This window comes from Neobacillus sp. SAB-20_R2A, from assembly GCF_049568635.1.
GTDB classification, from domain to species: domain Bacteria; phylum Bacillota; class Bacilli; order Bacillales; family Cytobacillaceae; genus Neobacillus; species Neobacillus citreus.
In genome coordinates this window covers 2,358,245-2,380,151 of sequence record NZ_CP145895.1, presented here as the reverse complement: position 1 = coordinate 2,380,151, position 21,907 = coordinate 2,358,245, and the positions used below count along the sequence as shown (strand labels likewise).

General features: G+C 40.2%; 22 protein-coding genes and 2 riboswitches. Of the genes, 4 read left to right on the top strand and 18 right to left on the bottom strand.

The genetic code is table 11. The features are described from left to right. Positions 1 to 50 precede the first annotated feature (50 nt). Positions 51 to 1,376 carry an ATP-binding protein gene (locus V5M37_RS11665; RefSeq protein ID WP_423802063.1) on the top strand — a complete coding sequence of 442 codons (1,326 nt, stop codon included), beginning with the start codon at positions 51 to 53 and terminating at the stop codon, positions 1,374 to 1,376. 39 nt (positions 1,377 to 1,415) lie between these two features. On the opposite strand, the gene V5M37_RS11660 is transcribed toward V5M37_RS11665, so the two are convergent. The 5 genes from V5M37_RS11660 to V5M37_RS11640 all read right to left on the bottom strand — a co-directional run bounded on the left by V5M37_RS11660 (position 1,416) and on the right by V5M37_RS11640 (position 7,315). Continuing rightward, positions 1,416 to 2,555 carry a GerAB/ArcD/ProY family transporter gene (locus V5M37_RS11660; RefSeq protein WP_423802062.1) on the bottom strand — a complete coding sequence of 380 codons (1,140 nt, stop codon included), beginning with the start codon at positions 2,553 to 2,555 and terminating at the stop codon, positions 1,416 to 1,418. Positions 2,556 to 2,576: 21 nt separating this feature from the next. Beyond that, the gene (locus V5M37_RS11655; RefSeq protein ID WP_423802061.1) at positions 2,577 to 3,788 is read right to left on the bottom strand and encodes a Ger(x)C family spore germination protein; all 1,212 of its coding nucleotides are present in this window, start codon (positions 3,786 to 3,788) and stop codon (positions 2,577 to 2,579) included. Further along, positions 3,788 to 5,371 (bottom strand): spore germination protein, encoded by a 1,584-nt coding sequence (locus tag V5M37_RS11650; protein WP_423802613.1) that lies wholly within the window; start codon positions 5,369 to 5,371, stop codon positions 3,788 to 3,790. The genes V5M37_RS11655 and V5M37_RS11650 overlap by 1 nt, the downstream gene beginning before the upstream one ends. Before the next feature lie 406 nt (positions 5,372 to 5,777). Beyond that, positions 5,778 to 5,984, bottom strand: coding sequence for a hypothetical protein (locus tag V5M37_RS11645; protein WP_423802060.1), 207 nt, complete (start codon positions 5,982 to 5,984; stop codon positions 5,778 to 5,780). 113 nt (positions 5,985 to 6,097) lie between these two features. Beyond that, positions 6,098 to 7,315, bottom strand: coding sequence for an MDR family MFS transporter (locus tag V5M37_RS11640; protein ID WP_423802059.1), 1,218 nt, complete (start codon positions 7,313 to 7,315; stop codon positions 6,098 to 6,100). Between the two features lie 152 nt (positions 7,316 to 7,467). On the opposite strand from V5M37_RS11640, the gene V5M37_RS11635 reads away from it, so the two are divergent. Then, positions 7,468 to 8,145, top strand: a complete 678-nt coding sequence (locus tag V5M37_RS11635) for a DUF421 domain-containing protein (RefSeq protein WP_423802058.1) — start codon at positions 7,468 to 7,470, stop codon at positions 8,143 to 8,145. A gap of 43 nt (positions 8,146 to 8,188) precedes the next feature. Here V5M37_RS11635 and V5M37_RS11630 read toward each other — a convergent pair whose 3' ends face one another. Next, complete coding sequence (locus V5M37_RS11630) at positions 8,189 to 8,455, bottom strand: phage holin (protein WP_423802057.1); 267 nt, start codon at positions 8,453 to 8,455, stop codon at positions 8,189 to 8,191. A gap of 183 nt (positions 8,456 to 8,638) precedes the next feature. Here V5M37_RS11630 and V5M37_RS11625 point away from each other — a divergent pair, with 183 nt between their 5' ends. Next, positions 8,639 to 10,741 carry a transglycosylase domain-containing protein gene (locus V5M37_RS11625; protein WP_423802056.1) on the top strand — a complete coding sequence of 701 codons (2,103 nt, stop codon included), beginning with the start codon at positions 8,639 to 8,641 and terminating at the stop codon, positions 10,739 to 10,741. Positions 10,742 to 10,757: 16 nt separating this feature from the next. Here V5M37_RS11625 and V5M37_RS11620 read toward each other — a convergent pair whose 3' ends face one another. The 8 genes from V5M37_RS11620 to V5M37_RS11585 form a co-directional block, all read right to left on the bottom strand. Then, on the bottom strand, positions 10,758 to 11,339 hold the full coding sequence (locus tag V5M37_RS11620; RefSeq protein ID WP_423802055.1) for an ECF transporter S component: 582 nt from the start codon (positions 11,337 to 11,339) through the stop codon (positions 10,758 to 10,760). Then, on the bottom strand, positions 11,339 to 12,007 hold the full coding sequence (locus V5M37_RS11615) for a DUF4430 domain-containing protein (RefSeq protein WP_423802054.1): 669 nt from the start codon (positions 12,005 to 12,007) through the stop codon (positions 11,339 to 11,341). The genes V5M37_RS11620 and V5M37_RS11615 overlap by 1 nt, the downstream gene beginning before the upstream one ends. A 2-nt stretch (positions 12,008 to 12,009) precedes the next feature. Then, entirely contained in the window at positions 12,010 to 13,308 is a 1,299-nt protein-coding gene (locus V5M37_RS11610; RefSeq protein WP_423802053.1) for a hypothetical protein, read from the bottom strand. 135 nt (positions 13,309 to 13,443) lie between these two features. Then, a riboswitch (cobalamin riboswitch) is annotated at positions 13,444 to 13,636 on the bottom strand. A gap of 137 nt (positions 13,637 to 13,773) precedes the next feature. Next, on the bottom strand, positions 13,774 to 14,241 hold the full coding sequence (gene ribE / locus V5M37_RS11605) for a 6,7-dimethyl-8-ribityllumazine synthase (protein ID WP_423802052.1): 468 nt from the start codon (positions 14,239 to 14,241) through the stop codon (positions 13,774 to 13,776). A gap of 18 nt (positions 14,242 to 14,259) precedes the next feature. Continuing rightward, positions 14,260 to 15,453 (bottom strand): bifunctional 3,4-dihydroxy-2-butanone-4-phosphate synthase/GTP cyclohydrolase II, encoded by a 1,194-nt coding sequence (locus tag V5M37_RS11600; protein WP_213140424.1) that lies wholly within the window; start codon positions 15,451 to 15,453, stop codon positions 14,260 to 14,262. A 37-nt stretch (positions 15,454 to 15,490) separates the two neighbouring features. Continuing rightward, positions 15,491 to 16,150, bottom strand: a complete 660-nt coding sequence (ribE, locus tag V5M37_RS11595; RefSeq protein WP_423802051.1) for a riboflavin synthase — start codon at positions 16,148 to 16,150, stop codon at positions 15,491 to 15,493. A gap of 151 nt (positions 16,151 to 16,301) precedes the next feature. Next, positions 16,302 to 16,449, bottom strand: a riboswitch (FMN riboswitch). 77 nt (positions 16,450 to 16,526) lie between these two features. Further along, positions 16,527 to 16,994: a GyrI-like domain-containing protein gene (locus V5M37_RS11590; protein WP_423802050.1), complete on the bottom strand. Its 468-nt coding sequence runs from the start codon at positions 16,992 to 16,994 to the stop codon at positions 16,527 to 16,529. A 192-nt stretch (positions 16,995 to 17,186) separates the two neighbouring features. Next, positions 17,187 to 18,026, bottom strand: a complete 840-nt coding sequence (locus tag V5M37_RS11585) for an oxidoreductase (protein ID WP_423802049.1) — start codon at positions 18,024 to 18,026, stop codon at positions 17,187 to 17,189. Between the two features lie 117 nt (positions 18,027 to 18,143). On the opposite strand from V5M37_RS11585, the gene V5M37_RS11580 reads away from it, so the two are divergent. Then, positions 18,144 to 19,136 carry a nuclease-related domain-containing protein gene (locus V5M37_RS11580; RefSeq protein WP_423802048.1) on the top strand — a complete coding sequence of 331 codons (993 nt, stop codon included), beginning with the start codon at positions 18,144 to 18,146 and terminating at the stop codon, positions 19,134 to 19,136. A 411-nt stretch (positions 19,137 to 19,547) separates the two neighbouring features. On the opposite strand, the gene V5M37_RS11575 is transcribed toward V5M37_RS11580, so the two are convergent. The 4 genes from V5M37_RS11575 to pssA all read right to left on the bottom strand — a co-directional run bounded on the left by V5M37_RS11575 (position 19,548) and on the right by pssA (position 21,819). Beyond that, positions 19,548 to 19,748, bottom strand: coding sequence for a cold-shock protein (locus tag V5M37_RS11575; RefSeq protein WP_213140427.1), 201 nt, complete (start codon positions 19,746 to 19,748; stop codon positions 19,548 to 19,550). A 112-nt stretch (positions 19,749 to 19,860) separates the two neighbouring features. Continuing rightward, the gene (locus V5M37_RS11570) at positions 19,861 to 20,607 is read right to left on the bottom strand and encodes a Cof-type HAD-IIB family hydrolase (protein WP_423802047.1); all 747 of its coding nucleotides are present in this window, start codon (positions 20,605 to 20,607) and stop codon (positions 19,861 to 19,863) included. A 177-nt stretch (positions 20,608 to 20,784) separates the two neighbouring features. Further along, a complete protein-coding gene (locus V5M37_RS11565; protein ID WP_213140428.1) occupies positions 20,785 to 21,090 on the bottom strand; it encodes an iron-sulfur cluster assembly accessory protein in 306 nt (101 codons plus the stop codon). A gap of 27 nt (positions 21,091 to 21,117) precedes the next feature. Beyond that, positions 21,118 to 21,819 carry a CDP-diacylglycerol--serine O-phosphatidyltransferase gene (gene pssA, locus V5M37_RS11560; RefSeq protein ID WP_213115975.1) on the bottom strand — a complete coding sequence of 234 codons (702 nt, stop codon included), beginning with the start codon at positions 21,817 to 21,819 and terminating at the stop codon, positions 21,118 to 21,120. Positions 21,820 to 21,907 lie beyond the last annotated feature (88 nt).

The following is a 21,907-nucleotide window of genomic DNA, read 5'->3' as shown; positions in this document are numbered from 1 at the left end:
TATAGATAAAAGATAAATATATAACCCAGTAGAGGGAATTGGAGATTTTCATGCAGAAAAAAAAGCTGATTATCATCTACTTTTTTACTAGTTTAATATGGATTTATGGTTCCAACTATTTAGTTGCACATTTTGTGCCGGATTCTTATATGGAAATATTGGCAAGAATCAAAGAAATTTTTTATTTAATGGTAACAGGGGCATTCATTTATTTCTTTATGAATAAAGCTAATGAATTGAATGAGTCCAAGGAAGACCAGCAGCGCCTTTCTACCCTGATTAATTCGATGGTGGATTTTGTCAACTTTAAAGATGGGCAAGGCCGCTGGATTGAGGCCAATGATTTCGGGTTACAATTATTTCAGCTCGAAAATGTTGATTACCGTGGTAAAAAAGATTCCGATTTAGCCAAGTATACAAATTTTTACGCCGAGGCTCTTAGAAATTGTGAGATCTCAGATGAAGAAACTTGGAAAAATAAAAAGATCACCCGTGTTGAAGAGGCACTCCCCCTTCCGGATGGGTCAGCAAAAGTTTTTGATACGATAAAAGTCCCTCTATTTAACCCTGATGGAACTAGGCAAGGGCTCGTCGTTATTGGCCGCGATATTACAGAAAGAAGGGAAATGGTTAAGCAACTTGAAGAACGGGAAGAACGCCTTAGAAGGACCGAGAAGTTGTCAGTTGTCGGTGAACTGTCGGCGAGCGTAGCCCATGAAATACGGAATCCGCTAACCTCCCTTAAAGGCTTCGTACAGCTTCTTAAAGTCGAGGATGAAAGACACCAGTTTTATTATCAAATCATGCTCGATGAGCTAGACCGAATTAATCATATTGTCGGTGAACTTTTATTACTGGCGAAGCCTCAAGCCGTAAAATTTACAAAGGCGGATGTAAAAAAACTCTTAAAAGATGTTATTTCATTACTAAGTTCTGAGGCCAGCTACCATAATGTCCAGATTGAATCTCGATATCCAAATGACGATATGACGATTGAATGTGAGCCAAACCAATTGAAACAGTTGTTCATAAATATCATAAAGAATGCGATTGAAGCATCAGGTAATGGCGGCATGGTTACCATCTCATTAAAAAAAATGGAGCCAGAAACGATTTCTATTGTGATCGAAGACAACGGCTGTGGTATCTCTGGGGAAAGACTTGCCAAAATTGGCGAACCTTTTTATTCATCCAAAGAAAAAGGAACTGGCTTAGGATTAACTGTTAGCTTTAAAATTGTTCAATCACATCATGGCACCATTCATTTTGAGAGCAAGGAAAATCAAGGCACATCTGTTCATATTGTCCTACCTATACTGCAGGCAAGCCATGCCCAATCCCATCATGATAACCAGAAACAGCCTTCACAGAGTTAAGGAAGGCTGTTTTTTTGCTACATATAATAAAAACGATTATTACTGACTGGATTGTTGATTAGGCTGTTGGGTCGATTGCTGTTTCGGTTGCTTCTTTCTATTTCTAAAAAAGGCGATCACTAGTAAAAATACTGGAATGATGATTTGAAAGGGCCAAGATAAATAGATGGTAACAACGTTTAGCCCCTCCTCGATATGTTCCGCAAAATTTGAGGCAATCATAACTGAAGCCAATAATATTACAAAACCGATTGGAAAATTCAGCTTTTGATGGCTTTTTAATTTGAATAGATCGGCAGCTCCAATCACTGCTACATAATAAAAGATTGTAATTTTAAAAAAACCGCCAATCACCAAATAAAGCATAAAAAATACATCCAACCGTTCTATAAAATTCGCTAGTTGGATTTTTCCAATTGTGGTTAATAACGGGAAATTGGATCGTACAAAAAGATCTGGTCCCAATACTGCTACGTTAACTAATGCGGTAATAGCGATATTGATACCCGCTAAACTCATTCCCCCAATACAGGCGATTTTGACCTTTTTTGGATTGTTTAAATATGGCAGCAGCATGGTAAAAACAATCATCTCCCCAAATGGGAAAACAAGGGTTTCTTTTATAAATGTGCGAAATACAGGTTTAAATCCATTCTCCAGCATTGGTTTAAGATTTTCAAGGTGGATAAGTCCAGAACCTGTAACAAGGATCATTCCGATAATTGCCATGATGTAAATTAGGGCGAAGTACAACTCACCAATTCTGGCAATTACCTCAAAACCTTTATGAATCCCATAAATGATGGTCAAAATCATTAAAGAGTTGATGACAACTAGAGGAGTAGCTGTGTAAATAGTCGTTGTCAACAGCTCTCCGAAGTCCCGTAATACTCTTGTCGCAATATAAATAAAATAGACAATGTACAACAAGGCAAGTATTCTGCCAATCCATTTTCCCATTATTTTTTGCAGATAGCCTGTCAATGGAAGTTCCGGGTAATATATAAAAAGCCGGTAATAAACAAAAAAGATTAAAATTCCTCCCGCCAACCCTAATAAAATGCTAATCCAAGCATCTTGCCTTGCACTTGCTCCAAGCCCAACAAGTAATGAGCTTCCCATTTCAAATAGGACCACGAGGACAAACATCTGCGATGCTTTTATTTTTGCGTTTTCCATCCTTATCCCCTCACTAAGGGTTTATTGATTGATATCAAACCAAAATGGCTTCGTCCGGATTCCTTCACGACGTGTATAGGAATCTACCTTAACATTTACTTCAAGGTCCGCAAATCGTTCGTTCCAATTCCCTTTTAGTTTTTTCCAAAGCTTAGGATTTTTCCGGTGTATTCTTTCGCCGAACCCAAAAATATCGCTTTTCTTCTTTTGAACTTCTGTTATAGTAGACTGAATTTGCTTTTTTATTTCTTTTGCCACGGACTTATCAATCTTACCCATCACATTCGGGTCCGTTAAATCCACCGTTGTATTTGCTTCACTTATCCATCCTTCAAATTCGATCGCTACATTTACAACAGGCTTCCCCTGTTTTATATTTACGGCAACTTTTGTTTTAGATCGTATCGGGGCCATCGTGATGGCATTTTTTTTTCCATTCCAATCGATATTGATGGATGTGCTCTTCACCCTATCCATTAACCAGATAACTCCCCGGGCTTTTTCTCGGTCAATCCATCCTGAAAGCTTGCCATTCTTAAAAATCGCTAATCCTGAAGAAGCAAGGACGGCCTCTGATTTTGTCTTCTTTAGATCATCCGCATTTCCAGAAATTTTTTGGTTACCAGATATTGTATATCCATTTACAAACGGTTCTCTCCCATGACTTATAAGGCCGTTTATGAACTCATCAATATTTACGCTCATATTTTCACCTAACTGCATTTCGGTAGATTCTATTTCTTTTGTAACTTTATTGACAGGCAGTTTATCAAGATTAGCCAATGCCGAGACCAATTTTTCTGCGCTTGTTGTTCTTGCTACGACTAGTTCAGTGGTCGTTCTAAATTCCGGATCACGATCCAAGGCATCAAGAATATCAAGGAGTCCATCCTTCGCCACTTCCTCACTTACGGCAATTAAATTGGTATGGGCATAATAAAGACGACGCGAAATTTTTTGAGTCGCTCTTCTTGCAGCTTCAGTAAGTGTGTCGCCTGAACTTGTATAGACCGCAATTGGCATACCCTGTCCCCCGCCTCCGCCCCCTTGGCCGGAAGCTACATTTCCAGGGTTCACAATTTGAAATGAAACTCGAAACCTCCGATCTTCGCCTTTATCAATACCCAAAGCCATTACAAATGCTAAATCTGTTAGCTCCTTTTGATTCCAGCAGGCGCTGAGAGTCGGCAGGATCAAACCGATGAGTAAAAAAATCATCATGGTTTTTCTCATCATGATTCACCTTTCGAATCTTGATTATCCCCTTGTTTAGGTGGCATGGGTTTCTGATTGTCTCCAGCTCTTATTGTATTTCCTTTACTTATAAATTTGGGGCGGCTTTTCATAGCCCAGATTGGATATCGGATAAATATATCCTGCTGATTTTGAACATTGAATGGCGCAATCGGCATCATATAAGGAATCCCAAAAGAACGTAGTGCACATAAATGGATGGACATAAACATGAGCCCCAATACAATTCCGTATAAACCAAGGAAGGTAGCCAGTCCCATCATCGCAAACCGAATTAGTCGTGCTGCAATAGCCATCATAAAGGTTGGCGTTGAAAAATTGGCAATCGCTGTAATTGACACAACAATAACCATAATTGGCGATACAATTCCCGCTTGAACGGCTGCCTGCCCAATAACTAAAGCTCCTACAATGGAAACCGCTTGACCTACAGCCCTTGGCAGTCTCAAGCCTGCTTCCCGTAGGATTTCAAACGTCACTTCCATAATTAAGGCCTCTATAAAGGCCGGAAAAGGAACATTCTCTCTTTGAGCAGCAATGGCAATGGCCAAAGTGGTAGGAATCATTTCCTGATGAAAGGTTGTCGCTGCAATATATAGTGCCGGACCCATTAAGGCAATTAAGAAGGCCAAAATTCGTAGTATGCGAAGACTTGTCGAAATATCAAAGCGGGCATAATAATCGTCAGGCGCTTGAAAAAATTGAGCAAAAATAGCTGGCACTGTAATCACAAAGGGTGTTCCATCCACTAAAATGGCGATTCTCCCCTCGAGTAAATGCGAAGCTATCACATCCGGCCTTTCGGAATGATGTGTCGTCGGAAATGGTGTCCAAGTTTGGTCCTCAAACAATTGCTCAATATACCCCTCCGCCATCACAGCATCAATATTAATTTGATTAAGCCGTTCTTTCACTTCCCCAATAATTTTTTCATTAGCGATTCCCTTGATATACATAATGGCGATATCGGTTTGAGCAACGGTACCTAGCTTCATCGATTCCAGCCATAAATTCGGGCTTTTTATCCGCCGCCGGATTAATGCGGTATTAGTTCGAATCGTTTCCGTAAAGGAATCCTTTGGGCCCCCAATGGATAATTGAGTACTCGGTTCGGATATGGAACGTTTATCCCATCCCTTTGTTTCAACATTGATTGCTTGATTGTAGCCATCTAAAAAAAAGAGTGTATTTCCAGAAAGAAAAGAATCAAAAACTTGATTCCATTCAGTGGCAAACTGAAAATTTCCTAAACCTGCTGCTTTCTCAATTAAAAACTGGAACGGATCTTGATTGCCATTGAATCCTGAATTTAAAAGGGTCTCATTAAAAAAATCATTGATAAGCTGCCCATTTGCCAGACCATCTACGTATACAATAGTTCCTTTATGATCACCAATCTGATACTCACGGAACAGCAAGTCCGTGCTGTTACCTAATTCTCCTTTAATTCGTGAAACATTATCTTCGTAATTCCTATGAATAGGTTGTTCTTCAGGTTTTTGCGGATCATTGTGCTGTCTTACATTATCATTCTTCCGTTTTTTTTGTTTGTTTTTCAACATGGTAGACCAAATCGACACAATTTCCGCCTCCTTTGCAGAACAAATCGGATATATTAGGTAGACTGCCCAAATATAAATGGGTTATCCATAATTTACATAGTATTAATTTGTTTAGCATAACTAACTGAAAAAAATAAAATAATAATGATACTATTATTATGAAGGTGACCTATTTGAAGATATTCTTCGTAACCGTACTTATAACTCTAACCTTAGCAATGTTAATTATTTCAATAGATATGGTAATGGGCACTAAACTTTCCGGAATTGTCACGAAAGAACTTAATCCTTTTAGGGTTATGGAACCTGCGGAAAATATAATCATCTTGTTATTTATACTCTATTTTTCCATTAAATCCGTTGTATCTTTTTTTAAGAAAAGAAATGAAAATACAAAAAGCTCGCCTTAAAGCGAGCTTTTTTCATGATTATTTGGTTCTGTAGTTTCAGTATTTTTATGCTTCCGTCTAATTAGCATTACTAAAATGGAAAACCGATTCTTCCATTTTTCTTTTCTCTGAACATTTGGTCCGTAAACATATCGATTCCAAAAATAATTAGTCGTTTCCTCAATCACGAAAATCGACAAAATTACCATCACCATCCAGAACATTTACAGGACCCCTTTTTAAAAGGATTAATTAATCCTATTCAAAAAAAGCTTTTTCTTTCCTATTATTTATCAAATTTTACCAAACGACAGATTTTTCGGCAATCATAATGGTGTTAAAATGATTCAGCTTTCACAGGCTTTGACTTGATAAACGTTTTGTTTCCTGCTGTGAAGAAAATAATGCTGGCTAGGGTTACTAACGAAATTATCAAAAACATGAACTGTCCTTGAAGGTGGCTTAGTAGATATCCACCGAGGATTGGACCGAAGAAATGACCAATCTTACGAAACTGTCCGGCTCCGAAGTAGGTGCCGCGTAAATGTTCTGGGGCAAGTTTGTCCATCATCATGCTGTTGGCCGGGAAAATCAATATTTCACCAACCGTTAAAAGCACCATGGCAATAATTGCAGTTACCCAACCATTAATGAAGCTAAATCCGATTAATCCGGCTGTCATAAAGATAGCACCGAAAACCATTCCCTGCATCAAGCTCAGCTTCTCCGCGATATGGCTGATTGGCATTTGCAAAAACACCACCATGACAGCATTGATGGTAAGAAGCACAGAGAAAATCAGCACGCCATCCTCCACCGACTTTTCCAGGTACTGCGGCAGGTTCGAGTCTATTTGGGAATATCCCATGTTTATCAAGATAATCCCAACTAATAAATATCTTAATGCCTTATCCGTCTTTATAATTTTTAATGCATCTGCCGCAGAAACTACTTTTTTCGCAGCAGATTCATTTGAGATAACTAGTTTATTCATTAGCCATAACAAGATTATGGCATACAAAAGATAGGTACTGCCTGTAATGGCAAAGGACACTTTTGCAGATGTATTGGCAAAATAGGCCCCAAGAAGCGGACCAACAGATGCCCCGATATTGATGGCTGTGTACCGTAACGAATAAACCTTCATGCGTTTCGTCTTGTCAGTTAAATCTGCCATAAGTGCTTGAGAGGTTGGTTCGAAAAAGGATGTACAAAGTCCATTAAGGGCGTTAAGAATAATAAACCAGATTTGCGCATTTGCAATAGTAAAACCGAAGTAAACAAGTGTCAGTGTAAATAAAGCAGTCAGCATGATTGGCTTACGGCCAAACCGGTCCGACAGATGCCCCCCGATAAATCCCCCCACCGTTCCCATTAGCGGGCTCATCCCAACTGTAATCCCGATGACGATTGGAGAAAGCTCCAAATGCCTAGATAAATAAATAGACAAAAATGGCAGAGTCATAAAAGCTGAGCCCCTGGTTAAAACGGTTCCTAATAACAAAACCCAGACAATCGGATGAAACTGGTCAATATACTGTTTTATTCTGGTCATATAGATGTCCTCGCAAATTTTTAGATACATACTAGTAAACTATTTTATTAGAAAAATGTAAAGAAATTTTCTGAAGATATTGGAATGTGTTTCATTATACGAATACTTGGCAATAAAAGAATGTAGTATGTGTTTTGATTGGAGCATTGACCATGAAACTGGCTTATATAACAACTGACCTGATTGTCGGCTTTATCCTTCTCATTATTTGGATAAAAATCATCGGCAGAAAAATTATCAAAAGGGCTACCCCCTTTACCTTTATTTCTTCCATTGTTCTAGGCGAATTAATCGGTAACGCCATCTATGATGATAAAATCAGTTTTTACTATATTATGTATTCGATGGTCCTATGGGGGGCTCTTCTTATAACTGTCGAATATCTTGGACAGAAATTTCTAACCTTTCGTGGCATGGTTGAAGGAAAGCCCTCTGCCCTGATTAAAAACGGTGTCGTGGACCGGCAGGAATTGAAGAAAAACCGTATGAACATCAATCAGCTGCAAAGCCTGCTCCGGCAAAGTGAAACCTTTTCGATCCGCGAAGTCGCTTATTGCTATCTTGAGGCAAATGGTTCACTTAGCATTTTAAAAAAGACAAAGTATCAAAAAACCACTCAAGAGGATTTTAATATGCCCCCAAAACCTGTTTACATACCCGTAACAGTTATTCGGGATGGCGAGGTATTATGGGATGAAATCTACGACCTTGGCTATGACGAAGCATGGCTGACGACTCAACTACATTCCCATAATATCACGGACTACAAGAATATTTTTATTGCTGAATGGCTGGAGGGGGAAGGTTTATTTGTACAAACCATTTCATAAACAGCGAAAAAGAGGCTGTCTCGCTTGACGGCCTCTTTTATGGTTAATTTGGATCCTTATAATTTAAGGCTCGGGTACTGTCGCCATACCCTTTGGTCGTCGGGTCTTGCACAATACCTAGCAATGATAGCAATACAAAAACAGCATTTGCCAAGGTAATTACCCAATCCTGAAGTGCATCCGAAAGCTGGAAACTAGTTATGCCCAAGGAATTTAATCCGCCTAGTATCATTTGCGCGACAATAAATAGCTGCGAGATAAATGCAATCACCCAGTTCCGGTTCTTAAACCGGACTCTCCAGTTAATCATGACACCATCCCTTTCCACAAAAATTATTTATCTTTCTACTAACATATGCTTAGATTGGAATTGGTTGTCCACGATTGTCATGGTGTTAAAAGATTTCTCTTTAAACGTCTTTGTTGGTCTTTTTTAACATGAATATTTATAATAGTAAGAAGCAAAAAATCACACGAAGGTTAGGAGATCATTATGGACAAGCTGCGCCCAATCTGGGAATTAGTCGTCCGTTTCTGGAAAAGGAAACATCTAACTCAAATTCTATTGTTGATTTGTCTAGTAATCGTGCTTTCAACTATTTCATATTTTGGCTGGCTCGCCTCACGAGCCAATGTACAGTCATTAAAGGAAGGTCTAAGCCAGCCGACGGTTATTTATGATAAAAATGGCAACGTTGCTTCAAATGTTGCAACAAACCGAACAAAAGGTGTGAAAATTGAAGAGCTGCCCAAATATGTTCCGAATGCGGTGGTTGCTATAGAGGACGAGCGATTTTATGAGCATGGCGGTTTCGATATTCAGGGGATCGCCCGTGCCTTCTTCGGTAACTTATTCGCCGGCAGGATTACTGGAGGAGGAAGCACCCTTACGCAGCAGCTCACCAAAAACGCGCTGCTGTCGCCAGAACGAACCTATAAACGGAAGGCTGAGGAACTATTTTTAGCGGTAAAAATTGAAAAAGTTTATACTAAAGACGAAATTCTGCAAATGTATCTAAACCAAGTTTATTTCGGCAGCGGTGCCTGGGGAATTGGCAATGCCTCAAAGAAATATTTTAATAAGGATGCCAAGGACATGACCATTAGTGAGGCTGCAATGATTGCCGGTCTTCTGCATGCGCCGAATTATCTTGATCCTTATAGAAATTATACGGGAGCAATGGACCGAAGAGATGTCGTGTTGGGTAAAATGAAGGAACTTGGGATGATAACCACAGCCCAGTACAGCCAAGCTAAAAAAGAAAAAATCCGCCTGCATGACGGCGGTGGTAGTTTTGTAGAGCGGAAATATCCTTATTATGTTGATGCTGTTTTAAACGAAGCCATTTCCCGATACGGTCTGACACAGGATGAAATTTTAACAAGAGGCTACCGGATTTATACGGAAATGGATCAACATTTACAGGCGGGCCTAGAAAAAGTTTATGCTAATAAATCCTTGTTTCCTAGAGGGATGGGGGGAGAAACCGTCCAAAGCGGCTCTGTCTTGATGGACCCAGCATCAGGCGGTGTTCTTGCCCTCGTCGGGGGACGCGGTGAACAAGTGTTTCGCGGCTTTAACCGGGCGACGCAATTAAAGGCGCAGCCAGGTTCTTCAATCAAACCGCTAGCCGTCTATACAGCAGCTCTTGAGGAAGGTTATACTTATTCGTCAGAACTGGTGGATGAGCCGCTTACAATTGGCAATTACAAGCCGGAAAATTTCACAAAAACATATCAGGGCAAGGTTCCATTGTATAAGGCTTTGGAAGACTCCTTAAATGTTCCGGCCGTTTGGCTGTTGAATCAGGTAGGTTTAAACAAGGGACTTGATTCCTTGAAACGTTTCGGTATTCCTGTAGAAAAAGAAGATAGAAATCTAGCAGTCGCACTTGGTGGGATGAGTAAAGGCGTTTCCCCTCTGCAGATGGCCAATGCTTACACTGTTTTTCCAAATGGCGGGAAGCGTCAGGACAGCCATTTGATTACAAAAATTGTTGGCCCAACAGACAATATTATTGCTGAACGTGAAGCTAAAACAACCAAAGTGACCTCTAAAAAGGTCGCAAATGAAATGACCTCCATTCTTCTAAATGTGGTTGAATCTGGAACAGGTCAAAAAGCCCGCATCCCGGGAGTACAAATTGCCGGGAAAACCGGTTCAACTCAGCTTCCGTTTGCAGATATAAACGGCACTAAAGATCAATGGATGGTCGGCTATACACCAAATTTGGTAGGGGCCATTTGGATTGGTTTTGACCAAACGGACCGCCAGCACTACCTGCCAAGCTCAAGTTCTTCAAATGTCGTGCCTATTTTTAGAGAAATCATGAGAACATCAACAACCTCTCTTCCAAAAGAAAATTTTGATGTTGTGTCCATAAATGCTAAGCTAGCAGGGGAAACAAATCCTGCAGCAAACATACAAGACCAAGCAGAAGAAATTGGTAAAGAATTAAATGAAAATGCCAAAAAGATTGGGAACACGATAAAAGAACAAGCACCTGAATGGAAAAAGGGTTTGGAGGAAGTACTCTATAATGTTGGCGAAAAGGTCGATTCGTTGATTCAAAAACTGCAGAGTATGCAAAAATAGCACGCCGCTCGGCGTGCTATTTATCATCTGTTAACTCGATTGGGTTTTGATGAAATGTTTTTTCCTTATGCCTTTGTAAAAGCTTTAGCAGGACTGGACCAAGGGTTAAATAAAACAAAAAGTTGCCGGCCGCATGATATAAATCAAACGGGATCCCTCTTAGGTAGTAAACCCAAAAAGCAGCCGGACCGCCAATGATGAAAACATTTAAGGATACCATAAATCCAAAAAACAGCCCGGTAAAACCGGCGTATACCGATAAAAGCAGATGGGGAATTTTCTCATAAAACCTTCCAATTACGCCCGATACAACGGCAACTGCTCCCCATGCTATCAGCTGCATCACAACAAAAGGACCAAAGCCTAACACCAGGTTTGAACCCAAAACCGTCAGAACAGCAATAATCAGACCAAACCTTACTCCATAAATCAAGGCAGAGCAAATTATTATAACCGTTGATGGCTGGACGTTTGGAATCATCCCCATATAAATCCTGCCAACAATACTCAAGGTTGCTAGGCACGCCATCAAGGTCATGTTTCTTAACGATAAAAGGTTCCGTACCCTGGGCCTAAATATGGAAAGAACGCTCTCCATCACTTGTCCTCCCTATAATCGACAACATAATTCCACTCTAATGTGTCGCCCGGATTAACATCCTTTATGCCGGATGAGCGGTCTCCTTTGACTCCATTTATTCTGTAGCTCCATCCGCTGTATGGCCCTTTGTCAAACTCACGCCAGCCGCCAATACCTTTTGTATATAACGTGGCACCTGAACCAGTAGTTTCCAGCTTTATGCCAGCCTCCTGACAGACTTGTTTTAAAACATCAGCTGCTTTCGTTTGATTGTTTATTTCAACTGACCGCGGTGCAATTAAATAGCCATCAGGCGTCTTTACTGAAACAGTTACTGTGTCTTGCTTTTTTTCTTCGACCGGTGCAGATGCTGGTGCCGTACTGCCCGCTGGCTGCTGCGTTACCGTTGAAGTTTGTTTTACAGGCTGAGTAGTAATTACTTTTACGGTTGAATTCTTTCCAGCTGTATCAGATGACGTTGCTTCCGCATTGGAAACAATCCCTTCCACATTCTTTACAGTTTCCGCAGCAGTTTGCTGATCCTGCTGAACTTGTTTAACCTGAGGGGTGGTGGTTGTCGTTGTAATCGTTTTGCCCGGAGTATAGCCATATAAAGCATAGCCAATCCCGCCGATAACCAAAAGCCATGATGCAATATCACCGATGATTTTCTGCCAGCCTTTCATGGTTACACCCCCAAGAACTTTCTTCTAAGAATTAAAGCCAGTGCCCCAATAAATGCGGTAGTGCCTCCTACCTTAAGGTTATTGGAATTGATGGTACCACTTTCTTTTTCAACTTTTACCTCAACTTTGGGTTCACCAGCTGCTGTTTGAACCGCGGCAGGCTGCTGGACGACTATCACTTGCGGCTGTGAAGATGTGTTTCCTGCAGCTCCAGCTGTGCCAGCATTATTGTTTGTAATGATTTCTCTAATTACCTCTTTCGTGGACTCTGAGACAGGCAATTTTGAAACGTCTGTTGTCGGCGTAACAGTCACATAATTATTGTTGTTTACTACTGTTGGTGTTGGAGCAGGTGTAGATGGCTGGGCTGGTGTTGATTCCACCGGCAGCGGTGCAGAGAAGTGAAAAAGTCTATCACCATTCTTAAATAGGTCATATGCTACTAGCGCTTGAAATGCCTGTTCAGTTGCCATTGAGTTTTCGGCTGTTTCACTTTTCAGCCATTTAAAACCATCTTCCCATGGCTGTGTCTTATATGATAGCAATGCTTTAACTGGATTAGTAGACCCCTTAACAAAATCACCAGCGGTCGGATCAACTCCTACTGAGGATAAACCGATAATTGCTTGAGAGGTAGAGTTAGCGTTATCACCACTGAAAGAATCGCCAAATTCCGCATTAGCACCTTCTGAAGTCTTTAAGAAATTAACAGCATTATCAATATCAGCCTTTACAACAGGATCATCTTTGTGGGCAGATAAAGCGGTAAGCGCCATACCTGTAGAATCAACGCTAGCCGTACCATCCCAGCCTGCCCATCCGCCTGTTGGCAGGTCAGAGGCTGTAATCCTATCAATCAGCTTCTGCTTGGTCCATAGTGCATCAGCTGGAATATCGTAATCACCGGAATCTAATGCGATTAAAGCATAGATATAAGCTGTTGTAGATATTAATGTTGTATCACTATAAGCTTTCTTAATTAGGTTCTGACCTTTATAATTTTGTGGGTTTTCCCCTAGTGCACGAAGTGCTAATATAATCTTATGCAATTCAGTACCCTTCACATCCCCTGTTAAACGAACATCTAACTTATCAAGATAAGCTGTCTTATTAGATGCTGTCAGCTTACCTGCTCTACCGAGAGTTATTATATGCCAATCTGAGTCTAATACTGACGATTGAACATGCAGTGCTGTCTTGTGGATCTGGTCTGAAACATTCTCTTCGGCGTACACATTGATTGGCAGCGAAAGTGCCAGTGCACCAATCAACATGATTGCCTTAATCTTGGTTAGTTTCATTTTCTTCTCTCCCTTTCTATCTTTACCCCAAAATTGGCATAAAAAAATCCTCCTATCAGTTAGGAGGAGGTGTTATGTATGCTAAGTAACAAACGAGTGACGTTTCCTGCTTAACACTCTCCTATCCACGTAGGCATTTGTGTTTAAAAACAGGCAGGTTTCCTGGCTCATGGTCATTGCTTCCTATGTCTTCCCATCTATTAAGACAGTGACATCGTATAGGTTGCTCCCATTTACAGTGGCGGGACCGCGTTGGCTTTTAACCAACTTCCCTATTAAGCTAAGAGTCTTGTTTTAAGACTTTAGCACCTGTTTTTTAAAGATTATTTTTTTATGCTGTTATTATTATAGTAAAAGTCTGGTTCATTTGTATATGTTTTTGTTTTTACTTTCTTCTTTTTAAATCAATTTATTGAATTAAACAAGCAAGGAGCAACCCTAAAAAGGTGCCCCCATAGCCTTCTATTATTCAAAATTTCTTGTTAGGTTGGCCATTTCGATGGCGCCAGAAGCAGCATCCCAGCCTTTGTTGCCTGCTTTTGTACCAGCCCGCTCGATTGCCTGCTCGATTGAATCTGTGGTTAATACCCCAAAAATAACCGGAATGCCAGTGTCAAGCGTGATGCGGGATACTCCTTTTGCCACTTCATTACACACGAAATCAAAATGTGGTGTAGAACCGCGGATAACAGTACCAAGTGTGATAACTGCATCATATTTTTTGCTGTCCGCCATTTTTTTAGCGATTAATGGAATCTCAAATGCGCCTGGAACCCACGCGACATCCACATCAGCATCATTCACTCCATGGCGCTTTAAAGCATCCTGTGCCCCAGACAATAATTTGCTTGTAATAAATTCATTAAAACGTCCTACTACGATTCCGACTTTCAGTCCTGTACCAACTAAATTTCCTTCAAAAATATGTCCCATTTCTATTCCTCCGTATTTTTAATAATGAAGCAGATGGCCTAATTTATCATGTTTGGTTTTTAAATAGCTTTCATTTTCTGGTCTCATTTCCATTTGCAGCGGTACCCGCTCGACGACTTCCAGGTCGTAGCCCTTTAGGCCCTTAATTTTACGCGGATTATTCGTTAATAACATCATTTTTCTGATGCCAAGATCTCTTAAAATTTGTGCACCAATTCCATAATCCCTTAAATCAGGCTTAAATCCGAGTTTTTCATTTGCCTCTACCGTATCATAGCCTTGTTCCTGAAGCTGATAGGCCTTCATTTTGTTAAGGAGGCCAATGCCTCTGCCTTCCTGGCGCATATACAACAGCACACCATTGCCTGCTTGTTCAATCTGCATTAGGGCGGCGTGGAGCTGCGGACCACAGTCACAGCGGTAAGACCCAAAAACATCACCCGTTAAGCACTCCGAATGAACCCTGACCAGAATTGGCTTCTCCGGGTCAATTTCACCTTTAATGAGAGCAACATGCTCTTTGTCGTCTACCATATTTGAATACCCGATTGCTTTAAAATCGCCATATTCAGTCGGTAACTTGATTTCCACTTCCCGCTTCACCAATTTATCCTTTTGATTTCGGTATTCAATCAGATCTTTGATCGTAATCATTTTCAGGCCCAGCTTATCGGCGATTTTTCTTAGCTGCGGCACCCGGGCCATCGTCCCGTCTTCATTCATGATTTCACAAATGACGCCAGCAGGTTTGGCTCCAGATAGGTTTGCAAGATCTACTGCTGCTTCTGTGTGACCTGTTCTTCTAAGGACGCCGCCTTTTTTAGCGATAAGCGGAAAAACATGGCCAGGACGTTTAAAATCGGCAGCTTTTGACTGAGGATCAATCAAATTCATGATTGTCGCAGACCGTTCAAAGGCCGAAATACCTGTTGTAGAATTTTTATGATCAATGCTGACTGTAAAAGCAGTCCCATGCGGGTCGGTATTGTTCGCTACCATCGGCATTAAATCCAGTTTTTTTGCTAATTCTTCCTCAATCGGAACACAGACAAGGCCTCTCCCATGCGTTACCATCAAATTGATAACCTCAGGAGTTGTTTTTTCGGCAAGCGCTATGAAATCTCCTTCATTTTCCCTGTCCTCATCGTCGCAAACAATGATTACCTTCCCTTGTTTCAATTCTTCGATTGCTTCTTCAATCCTGTCAAACATACCGTATCACTCCTTTGTTCAGTTTTTTCATGCAATTTTATAAAAATCCATTCGCTTCTAAAAATTGGGCCGTAATACCTGATTGGCCTTTAGGCTTCTGATTGTTTGAAAAATTATTCATAAAATGAGCGACATACTTGCCAATCATATCGCATTCCAAATTTACAATCTCACCCGGTCCTTTGTTACCGACCACAGTTTCCGACATCGTATGGGGAATTAACGATAAGGTAAACGAGTTTTCGGTTACTCCAAATACCGTTAAGCTTGTCCCATCCACTGTTATGGAGCCTTTATAAATGATGTATTTCAATATTTCCGGCTCGGTCTCAATTTCATAATAGACAGCATTTTCAAGCGCATTTTTACTTTTAATAACCCCGGTGCCATCGATATGCCCCGAAACAATATGACCGCCAAACCTTCCACCGGCCGCCATTGCTCTCTCAAGATTTACTTTTGAGCCGCGCTTTAACGAATTTAAACTAGAGGCTTTAACCGTTTCCGGCATGACGTCGACCGTAAAGCGGGTTCCCGTAAAGGAGGTAACAGTTAAGCAAACCCCATTGACAGCAATACTGTCACCAAGATGAACATCGGCGAGAATTTTTTTCGCTTCAATCGTCATCACAAATGAATTACCAGTCCGCTGTATAGCCGAAATAGTACCAATCTCTTCAATAATTCCGGTAAACATCCTTCTTTCTCCCTTCATTAGGGTTTCCAGGGATTAAAGATTCTTCTAAAAAGCAAAAAGACCCTGAGGTAAAAAACCTTCAGGGCCTGTTTAAAGACAATAGAAAATTAAGGCTTAAAAAAGGCTAAATTTCGCCAATTTTAATCCTGCTATTTCCCTTCTCCCATCCAGACTTTAACTGTCGGCTCCGGAATTTCACCAGATCCACCGTTTAACAAAATTGTTAACCGGGTCACGGACTAAGAAGCATGCGCTTCATCACCGCCGGTAAGGATTTTCACCTTGCCCCGAAGGAATTACTGTTAAATTATTTTAATATTATTATACAGAAGTGCATCTGTAAAGGAAACCGAACTGATAAATGAAAAAATAAACTTTATTTATACACCATAACTGGCAAATAAATTTCAAAATGAAGATCACCGCTGGCATTTTGCCCTTTGTGCTCTTCCTTATAAATCTCTAAACTTAATGCTTGATGGTCTTGCTCATAGCCATATTCTTTCATCCACGTAAACAAAAGGTTATATGTATTTTCTACCTCTTCAGGTTTTCCTTTATGGGTTGTCACCACATAATTTTTACTTGGAATCGTAAAGCCAACCATTCCTTCCGGGATTTCTGTAATTTTTTCAACAGGTGCAGTGACGTAATAAGTAAACTCCGTCTCCCGGCTATGAAACGGGGCAATAAGAACCGGTTCCTCTGTCTTAAAGGAAATTTCCTCTAGTCGTTGTTCAAATTTTGTAAACAACTTGGGTATCTTGTTAGTTTCAGTATAACTTCCATTCCATGAAATTCCAACTACTCTCAATTCATTTTTTTCTACTACTTGGATATCCATGTTAAAACCCCCTTTTTTTCTATCTTATTTCTAATATTCTCACAATATCCTTAAATTCCTGCCAAAAAAATTCGACTTTTTCAAAAATTTATTATTTTAAAAAAACCAAAAATGCAGCCAAAATGGTGGCTGCACTTTGTTTCTAAATGTTGGAATTAATTTCAAAAATATTCCACAAGAACTTCTTGAATTTTATCTCTTAGGTAGTTTGTTTAATAGAATCCTCTCCCATCGGCTCCAGGGGATCAGATTTTTAATGAGGATGGCCATTTGTACACCCTTACCAATAGGAAAACGTAATGCTGGTTTTTGCATTTTGGCTATTACTGCGATTTTTTGGGCTACCTCCCGTGGGTCGCCAAACTTTTCTTCTCCGGTTAGAATGTAATTTTCCATGCCTTCCATTAATCGGTAGTACGGTGAGTTGGGTTGGGAGCGGGTAATTTGTTTTCCTGAAGACCAAATACTGGTCCTGTACGATCCAGGCTCTACAAGTACTATATCCACGCCAAATGGCTTCATTTCCAGGCGGAGGCATTCACTCCAGCCTTCGAGGGCGTGCTTTGATGCCACATATGGTGACATTCCTGGAAAGGCGACAACGCCGCTGATGCTGCTAAGATTAATGATTTTTCCATGACGCTGCTGTCGCATAAATGGCAAGATGGCTTTCGTAACTGCCATCACGCCAAAAACGTTTGTTTCAAATTGTTTACGGTATTCCTCCATCGGGAGCTCCTCGACAAACCCGGCAGCGGCGTAGCCCGCGTTGTTGACGAGTACGTCGATACGGCCTAGAGTTTCCGTTAGTTTGGCAAGTTGGTTGATTGAATCTTGTGAGGTAACGTCTAGTTGGTGGATGGTGAGTTTATTTTCGATGTTTTCTTTCTTGGCTTCTGAAAGGAGTCCGCCACTTTTTTCAAGATTTCTCATCGTCGCTATAACATGAAAACCCGACCGAGCAAGCTCCAGAGTTGTTAAAAGGCCGAATCCGCTTGACGATCCTGTTACAATGGCAATCGGTTCGTTCATGGTATTTCCCCCTTAAATAAAAGTGTAACAAAATTTTGACAAATTCCTGCAAAATTCAGCAGGAAATTTTCTTCTTTTTGAGAAAGATTAATGGGAAATTAAAAAGGAGTGATGAATTTGATAATAAAACCACGCTTTATCCCACTGATTATTCTTATTTTAGAGGCCTTGGTAAGGCGTCTACGGAAAAACCATCCAAAATGGCAACTGATTTCAGATGAATTAGCCGGACGATGGGCCGGATACCGGGGTGAACAATCGATTGATTTCTACCTACACTCTCTCCCCGAAAAAGAATACCATATTTTCCACGATTTGAACCTTCCCGATGGAGAGTACAACTGCCAAATTGATACCTTTCTTACAACTACCAAAAGCGGAATTATCATAGATGTGAAAAATTATAAGGGAAAGATCTTAATTGACACAGATTCAGAACAATTAATTCAAACAGTTAACGGTGAAGAATATACATACCCCTATCCAATCTTTCAGGTAGAAAGGCATCAAAGTGTCCTTAATAGAGTGCTTACTGAACACAATTTACCACCATTACCCATTGAATATTTAGTAGTTTTCAGTAATCCTAATGCCATTCTTTCCTTTGTCGGGAGAAACGGATTGAAGGTCATGCAGCGCATCTGCAAATCCCCTAGTATTCTTCATAAAATGCAGTTATTTGAGAATTTCCATAAACAAGAGATATTTGACCCAAAGGATCTTCGGAAGTTTGATAAACTTTTGTTGAAACTTAATACTGTTCCAACAAAGCCAATTCTCAAGAGATTTGACATACTCCATGGTGATTTGTTGCCGGGGGTGCATTGTCCAATTTGTTTACATTTACCAATGCAACGCAAAAACCAAAATTGGTATTGTTCATTTTGTAACACCTTTGTTCCAAATGCCCATCTTTACACTATCCAGGATTATTTTTTATTATATGGGCCTAGTATTACCAATCAACAGTTTAGGGAGTTCGCGCAAATATCTTCGCCAGATGTTTCTGGCAGGTTGCTTCGCTCGGCAAATCTTAATTCGTCAGGCACAAATAAGGGAAGAATTTACTTTCCAACTGAAATGCCTTTTATAATGCCCAAAAATAAGTAGACTGTTTTAACCTATTTTGGGATTCGCAGATATATTTGAAAATCCGCAGATAAATTCAGAAATTCGCAGATATATTTGAAAATTCGCAGATAAAATTTAAAATTCGCAGATATCCATCAAAAATTCGCAGATATATTTTTTCAGCACATAAAAGTTCCCGTTAGATACTAGAAAATACGATATATCCATTTGCACGGGTGTTCATATTCCGAAAAAAGGAAACTTCCGCGCGAATTTTGGCCCAATTCCAACTATTTTTAAGCAAAACACGGTGCCCACTCACAATAGTTAGTTACCTTTTAAAAAACAACCAACCAAAAAAGGCCGTTCGCACACCAAAACGCGAACGGCCCAATTTTTTTACGAAAAAAACAGACCCTTTAAAAGAGTCTGTTTAATTTTTAACAGTTATTAAGCTTTACGGACATTTACCGCTTGCGGCCCACGCTGGCCGTTTTCGATATCAAACGTAACTTCTTGTCCTTCGTCTAAGGTTTTGAAACCCTCGATTTGAATTGCAGAGTAATGAACGAAAACGTCTTCTCCGCCATCTCTTTCGATAAATCCAAAACCTTTTTCACTGTTAAACCATTTTACCTTGCCATGTTCCATTTCTTTCGGTGCCTCCTAGCATAATCCCATAACTAAATTTTGCAAAATAATGCTTGCACATATATTTTTACCCGTATGCATTCCTCATATACCAATTCCAAGTAAAAAAATTTTATTTATCTAAAACCCATTTGCGAATAGCCTTCGCCACGCCATCTTCTTCATTAGAAGCTGTCACCCAGTCAGCCGTTTCCTTTACAATCTCCTGGGCATTTCCCATGGCCACACCCATGCCAGCTTCTTTAATCATGGCCAGATCGTTAAGGGAGTCTCCTACGGCCATTACATTCTTCATCTCAATTCCGAGCCGCTCGCACACAAGCCTTAATCCTTGCGCTTTGTTAATACCCGAAGCGTTAACCTCTATGTTGAATGGCGTGGAATTTGACAGTTCAAATTCACCTCTAGCTTCCAGCTCTTTAATCACAATTTCGCGGACGGCATCATCATGAATATTGAAGCCAAATTTCATCCACTCAACAGAATGCAAATCCTCTGGCATTTCATTGTGCCAGTTTCGTTCCGTACTGATTGCCCAAAATGTTGCTTTGTGCTCATTGGCAAGCTTCAGCATCCATTCAATTTGTTCAGATTTTACAAGCGATCTTCTCACAAGTTCGCGTTTTTCATCCCAAATCTCACTTCCATTTACCGTCACCAAAAAAGACGAAAGATTTAGAGAATCGGCATGATTATGACTATTTAAAAAAGATCGTCCTGTACTTAGAACAACAAATACGCCCTTATCCTGGGCTTCTTTGATTGCCTCACGGTTTGCCACAGAAATTTCATGCTGATTATTTAATAAGGTCCCATCCATATCAAGGGCAATTAATTTAATATCTATATGATTATTCAATTCCTCTTGCTCCCTTCTGTTCTGCTCATTACATTAGATTACCATTTTTGAATAAGTCTTTTCAAAGAAGGAGACTTCTAATTTACATGATATTTTTATGGTAACAACAAAAAAACTCCCTGCGATATTCCGCAGGGAGGGAGATGAAAATAAGAAACTGATAGTTGCTCCTGATGATTAATGATGATGGTGATGGCCGCCTCTGGATGGGTTGGTAATTACCCACTCTTCATTAGGTACTTGGAAAAATTGAATCCAAACACCATCCAACCATTCATTATCCTTTTCCAGAATAAAATCAATATCCTTATCGGATTTTACCACTTCATCCTTGTCGGTTGGTGTATCAAGCATCAGGTCATAATGGGCATGATCGCCGTGGATGTTGGAAACATAAACACGAAACAATTTACCCTCTGCTTCCTCTTGTCCAAGCATTTTTTTCAATTCCTTTGCAGCACTACGATTTACTTTTACCTTCATTTCTTCTAAGCCCTCTTTCTAAAATGATTAACGAGTATTTCGTTTTCTTTTCTCTCTAACCAGCTGGAACCAAATAAACGCGATGTATAGCGGTATGGCTACATAGAGAAAGTACGGAAAACGATATTGTTCTTTTTTGAAAAATAAATAAATGGCGCAGCCTAAAAAAGCAGTGACAATAATTCCGTATTTGGGCAGAGGAACGTCCTTCAGGCTTGGGATTTTAACGGTGCTTACCATTAAGAAACAAATCACAAAAAAGGCGATAGGGAGAACAATTGATGGCATTTTGCCGTGAAACAGCGTCAACAGCGTTAACACCCCGCCCCCAGCCGTGATGGGTACACCCGTAAAATACTTTAATGAAGATTTCACCGCATTTATGTTGAAGCGGGCTAATCGATAAGCTCCGAATAATGGAAACAAACCTGAAATCGCCATGCCCACGATGCCATATGTAGAAAAGTAGGAGTAATAAGCCATCATCGCAGGCGCAACACCAAAGGTAACGATGTCAGCGAGTGAATCAAGCTCTTTCCCGAGCTCACTTTCCACACGCAGTATTCTGGCAATCCGTCCGTCCATGCTATCGAGCATCATCCCGATTAAGATCAGAATGGCCGCATTCTTATAATCACCCTGGGCCGAATACATGACCGACAAAAAGCCAAAAAATAAATTAAATAGCGTAAACAAATTTGGAATACTGTTTCTAATAATATGTATCACTCCAATTTAAACAATAAAAAGGATTAAATTCATACCCTTTTATTCAAAATCATTCCTCTCTTATTAATATCTGTTAGGTTACGTTACT

Bases quoted from the DNA above. Each gene is read 5' to 3' on its own strand.
- V5M37_RS11665 (WP_423802063.1), top strand. From the start codon at position 51: ATGCAGAAAAAAAAGCTGATTATCATCTACTTTTTTACTAGTTTAATA.
- V5M37_RS11660 (WP_423802062.1), bottom strand. From the start codon at position 2,555: ATGGAAAACGCAAAAATAAAAGCATCGCAGATGTTTGTCCTCGTGGTC.
- V5M37_RS11655 (WP_423802061.1), bottom strand. From the start codon at position 3,788: ATGAGAAAAACCATGATGATTTTTTTACTCATCGGTTTGATCCTGCCG.
- V5M37_RS11650 (WP_423802613.1), bottom strand. From the start codon at position 5,371: ATGTTGAAAAACAAACAAAAAAAACGGAAGAATGATAATGTAAGACAG.
- V5M37_RS11645 (WP_423802060.1), bottom strand. From the start codon at position 5,984: ATGTTCTGGATGGTGATGGTAATTTTGTCGATTTTCGTGATTGAGGAA.
- V5M37_RS11640 (WP_423802059.1), bottom strand. From the start codon at position 7,315: ATGACCAGAATAAAACAGTATATTGACCAGTTTCATCCGATTGTCTGG.
- V5M37_RS11635 (WP_423802058.1), top strand. From the start codon at position 7,468: ATGAAACTGGCTTATATAACAACTGACCTGATTGTCGGCTTTATCCTT.
- V5M37_RS11630 (WP_423802057.1), bottom strand. From the start codon at position 8,455: ATGATTAACTGGAGAGTCCGGTTTAAGAACCGGAACTGGGTGATTGCA.
- V5M37_RS11625 (WP_423802056.1), top strand. From the start codon at position 8,639: ATGGACAAGCTGCGCCCAATCTGGGAATTAGTCGTCCGTTTCTGGAAA.
- V5M37_RS11620 (WP_423802055.1), bottom strand. From the start codon at position 11,339: ATGGAGAGCGTTCTTTCCATATTTAGGCCCAGGGTACGGAACCTTTTA.
- V5M37_RS11615 (WP_423802054.1), bottom strand. From the start codon at position 12,007: ATGAAAGGCTGGCAGAAAATCATCGGTGATATTGCATCATGGCTTTTG.
- V5M37_RS11610 (WP_423802053.1), bottom strand. From the start codon at position 13,308: ATGAAACTAACCAAGATTAAGGCAATCATGTTGATTGGTGCACTGGCA.
- ribE (WP_423802052.1), bottom strand. From the start codon at position 14,241: ATGGGACATATTTTTGAAGGAAATTTAGTTGGTACAGGACTGAAAGTC.
- V5M37_RS11600 (WP_213140424.1), bottom strand. From the start codon at position 15,453: ATGTTTGACAGGATTGAAGAAGCAATCGAAGAATTGAAACAAGGGAAG.
- ribE (WP_423802051.1), bottom strand. From the start codon at position 16,150: ATGTTTACCGGAATTATTGAAGAGATTGGTACTATTTCGGCTATACAG.
- V5M37_RS11590 (WP_423802050.1), bottom strand. From the start codon at position 16,994: ATGGATATCCAAGTAGTAGAAAAAAATGAATTGAGAGTAGTTGGAATT.
- V5M37_RS11585 (WP_423802049.1), bottom strand. From the start codon at position 18,026: ATGAACGAACCGATTGCCATTGTAACAGGATCGTCAAGCGGATTCGGC.
- V5M37_RS11575 (WP_213140427.1), bottom strand. From the start codon at position 19,748: ATGGAACATGGCAAGGTAAAATGGTTTAACAGTGAAAAAGGTTTTGGA.
- V5M37_RS11565 (WP_213140428.1), bottom strand. From the start codon at position 21,090: ATGAAGGTAAAAGTAAATCGTAGTGCTGCAAAGGAATTGAAAAAAATG.